Source organism: Neisseria sp. HMSC068C04 (assembly GCF_001810105.1).
Classification (GTDB): domain Bacteria; phylum Pseudomonadota; class Gammaproteobacteria; order Burkholderiales; family Neisseriaceae; genus Neisseria; species Neisseria flavescens_B.
Window position 1 is genome coordinate 1 of sequence record NZ_KV799965.1, and the last position, 3,425, is coordinate 3,425.

Annotated in this window: 2 protein-coding genes and 1 pseudogene; all 3 read left to right on the top strand. The window is 43.4% G+C overall.

Annotated features, from left to right (window positions below; all coding sequences use genetic code 11):
* Positions 1-271 (top strand): annotated as a pseudogene (locus HMPREF2700_RS06810) (type VI secretion system tip protein VgrG); the annotation flags it as partial.
* Positions 268-2,532: a lipase family protein gene (locus HMPREF2700_RS06815; protein WP_070591135.1), complete on the top strand. Its 2,265-nt coding sequence runs from the start codon at positions 268-270 to the stop codon at positions 2,530-2,532. The pseudogene HMPREF2700_RS06810 and the gene HMPREF2700_RS06815, both read left to right, overlap by 4 nt.
* Before the next feature lie 16 nt (positions 2,533-2,548).
* Positions 2,549-3,425 (top strand): T6SS immunity protein Tli4 family protein (locus HMPREF2700_RS06820; protein ID WP_283129692.1); only part of this gene is annotated, 877 nt, incomplete at its 3' end.

The following is a 3,425-nucleotide window of genomic DNA, read 5'->3' on the forward strand; positions in this document are numbered from 1 at the left end:
GGTGCGGGTGAGGGCGCCGTTGGTGGTGAATGGGCCGCAGAGCTTGAGCCACATGTTTAATAATATGCCTAAATCCAAATTTGATCAGGAAGTAATCGTTACCACTCCAAATGGAAGCCCGATTGCAAACCGCCGATTTGTTTTAACACGTGCTGACGGTACCAAAATACGGGGGACTACGGATGCAAATGGCAGTACCGGTATTCAGCGCAATGATTCTACTATGGAAAAATTTACCTTGACTCTTTTGCCTAAGGACAAGAAGAAATGAGTGAACCAAATATTAAATTAAATCCGACATTGGATAAAAACGGCAATCCGACTGCGCAAGTGAGGATGACATCTACGGAAGATCAGCAAAAATGTCAGATGGAGATTGCCCGCTATATGCCGATTATGCTTCTCCCCGGCATTATGGGCTCCAATCTGCAATATCGAAACGGTTGGGTAAAGCCCAGTAAAAAATCTGAATCGGGAGAACCAGCAAAAGACGTTGAAAACGGAGAGGAGAATCAGGACAAGGACTGGGAGGAACTCAAGAAGGAGACAGTAGAAAAGTCATGGATGCCGCCAAACGGTCTATTAAAATCAATAGGTGCAGCGTTTAAAGATGGTCTGTTTCGTAGGGTAAAAGCACGTCATCGTGAAATTCATCAAGAATTGACTGCCGTCGATTGGCGAGGGCCGATAACACATATTCCTAAAAATCCTATAATAATCAATACAAAACGATTGAAAGATAAGATTTTAAAGGCCGGTGAGCACAGACACAATCTAAAAATGGCACAGCTGCAAAAAAGTCACTCTTCTGATTCTTGGAAAATTAGCAATGAGCAAAAGAAATATGAAGAATGGAAAGAGAGATGGGAAAATGGGGAACCCCATCAAAACGAGTTGACAGAAGAAGAATTGCGTTTTCGAGGCTGGGGAACGGTTCATGCTGATTCTTATCAAGAGTTCACGGTTTTTTTAGAAAATAATCTGAATAATTTGGCTCAAGATATTCGAGATGTTGCTAAAACCAGCAATGGAAATCAAAATGGAGCGCATTGCTTGAGTGATAGTGATTATGAAAATTTTGTTACTCAGAAAAAAGATACGCAGCCTTGGAAAGCCGTATTGGCAAGGATAGATCGATATATCATCAATCGAAACAAAGAGCAGCCAAAATTAGAAAAGCCTCTGTCTGAACAAGAGTCTAGCGTTGAAGCGCAGAAAATATTGGCGGAATGGCTGAAAAAAGTAGTGAATTATCAGTTTCCTGTCTATATATGCGGCTACAACTGGTTGCGTGACAATGCTGAATCGGGGACTGGGTACCATACGAAGTCTTTAGAGTATTTGGAATCAAAAAAAGAGGATGGTACCAATTTCTCCTTTGGTCCTAGTGACTTGAATAGCAGGATCCAGCGCGCATTGGAAGAATGCAATAGTGAGCAATTTTTGATTCTTACCCATTCTATGGGCGGTTTGGTAACGCGTGCATATGCAAAGCAGGCAACCAGTGATGAGCCAGCTGGTACTAAAAACGCTGATAAAATCTGCGGTATTTTTCATAATGTTATGCCCGCTACGGGTTCTCCTGCTTTTTATAAACGGTTAAGGGCAGGATTTAGTAATGAACCGCCACCGCGCCATTTTTATGAATACTTCATGCCGACTTTATGGTTAAATGCATTGAAAGATGCAGGTTTTGCAGGGGTGCTGGGTTTTACTTCGCGCGCAACTTCCCCCATTTTGCTCAATTCGCCTGGTGCCATGCAGCTGACTCCTTGGCCGAATTATACCCCCTGCCGCTTTAATGGAGATAATGTAAGCGATCCCAATGCTTGGCTTCATGTGGCAGATGATAAGGGCAAAAATATACGCTTCAGTTTCAATACTGAGGAGCTTTATCAAAATTATGATAAATGGTTTGGTTTGTGGCCGACCAAGCCCAAAAATCTTAATGACGGGCAACAAGAAGAGCAGATAGACTACATTAATTTTAATCCGAATGGTGCAAAGACCATCTTTCAAAAAGATAGAACGGATGAGGATATTTTTGAGGATAATTTTAATATAGTACAAAGATATCAGCATACACATGCTACTTATTATTTGACTGATGACAATAAAACCCGAATCAGTTTTTGCGACAGTAAAGACCACCTCACTTGGGATACTATTAAATGGGTGAGTGATAGGAATTTCCCTGGAGACTTGACTAAGCAAGAGTTAATCGAGGCGGTATTGACTAAGCCTGAAGATTCCGGGCCTAGGGGTACGGTAAAAATGAAACTGAGGGGTGAAGATTACTTTCTTCACCTTGCCAAAAAAACGAGGGAAGACCGAGGAGATGGTACCGTCCCTACTGCTTCGGGAGAAGCGCCGATTACCCAAGGTTTTTTTGATAGAAGAGATGTATTGGTAACCGGAGATAAAAATGTAGGCGGCTACGAGCATGGTTCTTCATATAATCTTGATGAAACCCGTCATGATGCTTTGTTTGCTGTTTTAGAATCTGTCGCTTTACGCGGACAGGAAGATTAATCCCTGAAAGGAGTTTATGATGAAACCGATTGCTACTGTATTGCTGACAGTTTCTCTGCTTACTGCATGCGCCCCTGCCGTTTCTCCACTTACAGAAAGGAATTCCTCAATGACTACTGCTTCTTCATCTATCGATAGCGCCTACTGGACCGAACAGCCCTATTGCAGCGGGCGCTATCAATTGCGCCTGCCGTCCCATCGCCGTCACGGCAGTACACACCTTGATTACAATGGCTGGAGCGTAATGGTTCTGTTTAACGACTGGAAGAGAAACGTTAGCACCATCAATGAGACCAAGCAAAATGGTCGAGATGGGACCGATATTGTTGTTGACACCCGTACTCTAATTCCAGGACGGGCGATGATGCAGGTAACGCGTAGAGATTTTGAATGGGAGCATATTATCAAGGATCGTGGTATGCCCTACGAAGCTGATTTGTATTTTAAGTTAGATAATAACGATGCCTATATCGTACGGAGTTATTTCCGTATTCCTTCGGATCATGGCAAAGCCCCTGCTAACTGGAAAGCCAAAGAGAAAGAGTTGATAGATGGTATGGAGAAAAAATTCCGCCAAGATTTCCTGAATAACCTGCGGGTACGTCAAGAATTTGAAGTGCCGAATCGGCATGGTATCTGCCTGATAGGCGGTTTTATTGCGGACGATGGCAAAAAACCGTTTACAGCGCATACTACTGTTGAATTTGCCAAGCAGCATGATATGAGTCTGGAAATCATGCATGGCGACGAGCTTAAGAAAGGCGAACCGACGCTGCTGCAACGGGATATCGCTCCGGAAAAAAGCGCATTGGCAAAAATCTTTAAAATCACAGGCTACCGTACCATCCGCCAAGGCCCTCGGAGCATTAACGGCATGTCGGGTACGGAAAAAC

Coding starts and splice junctions, on each gene's coding strand:
- HMPREF2700_RS06815 (WP_070591135.1), top strand. CDS start 268: ATGAGTGAACCAAATATTAAATTAAATCCGACATTGGATAAAAACGGC.